This window comes from Meiothermus sp. QL-1 (genome assembly GCF_003351145.1).
Classification (GTDB): Bacteria; Deinococcota; Deinococci; order Deinococcales; family Thermaceae; genus Meiothermus.
In genome coordinates, this window is sequence record NZ_QQSV01000029.1 from 1 (window position 1) to 1,218 (window position 1,218).

1 protein-coding gene is annotated in these 1,218 nt (G+C 63.8%); it reads right to left on the bottom strand.

What is annotated here, in order from left to right; translation table 11 throughout:
• Positions 1-1,218, bottom strand: a complete 1,218-nt coding sequence (tuf, locus tag DV704_RS12090) for an elongation factor Tu (protein ID WP_114799820.1) — start codon at positions 1,216-1,218, stop codon at positions 1-3.

The window sequence follows — 1,218 nt, forward strand, 5'->3', positions numbered from 1 at the left end:
TCACTCGATGATTTTGGACACCACACCGGCGCCGACGGTACGTCCTCCTTCGCGGATGGCGAAGCGGAGGCCTTCTTCCAGGGCGATGGGCTTGATGAGCTCGACGGTGAAGGTGACGTTGTCCCCCGGCATGACCATCTCCACCCCCTTGGGCAGCTCCACCACCCCGGTCACATCGGTGGTGCGGAAGTAGAACTGCGGCCGGTAGTTGCTGAAAAACCCGGTGTGCCGACCCCCTTCCTCCTTCTTCAGCACGTAGACCGAGGCCTCAAACTTGGTGTGCGGCGTCACCGTCCCCGGCTTGGCCAGCACCTGGCCCCGCTCCACCTCCTCCCGGCTCACCCCCCGCAGCAAGAGGCCCACGTTGTCCCCAGCAATCCCCTCGCTCAGGGTCTTCCGGTGCATCTCCACCCCGGTCACCACCGTCTTCTGGGTCTCCCGCAGACCCACGATCTCCACCTCGTCCCCCACCTTCACCTTCCCCCGCTCAATCCGGCCCGTGGCCACCGTCCCGCGCCCGGTAATGGTGAACACGTCCTCCACCGGCATCAAAAACGGCTTGTCCACATCCCGCTGCGGGGTGGGAATGTACTCGTCAATCGCGTCCAGCAAAGCCCAGATCCTGTCCACCCACTCGTTCTCCCCCCGCTGGGTCTTCGGATGGGCCATCATGTGCTCCAGCGCCTTCAGCCCAGAGCCCCGGATAATCGGGGTGTCGTCCCCAGGAAACTCGTACTGGTTCAACAGGTCCCGGATCTCCATCTCCACCAGGTCCAAAAGCTCCGGGTCGTCCACCATGTCGATCTTGTTCAAAAACACCACAATGTGCGGCACCCCCACCTGCCGCGCCAGCAAAATGTGCTCCCGCGTCTGCGGCATCGGCCCGTCCGTCCCAGAAACCACCAGAATCGCCCCGTCCATCTGGGCCGCCCCGGTGATCATGTTCTTCACATAGTCCGCGTGCCCAGGGCAGTCCACGTGCGAATAGTGCCGCTTCGCCGTCTCGTACTCCACGTGCGCCGTGTTGATCGTAATCCCCCGCGCACGCTCCTCCGGCGCCTTGTCAATCTGGTCGTAGTTCTGTACCTCCACGTTCGGGTTCGCCGCCGCCGCTACGTACGTAATCGCCGCCGTCAGCGTCGTCTTCCCGTGGTCCACGTGCCCAATCGTCCCCACGTTCACGTGGGGCTTCGTCCGCTCAAACACGCCCTTGGCCAT

What these genes read in the sequence shown, in the direction of transcription:
- tuf (WP_114799820.1), bottom strand. Translation starts at nt 1,218, where the DNA reads ATGGCCAAGGGCGTGTTTGAGCGGACGAAGCCCCACGTGAACGTGGGG.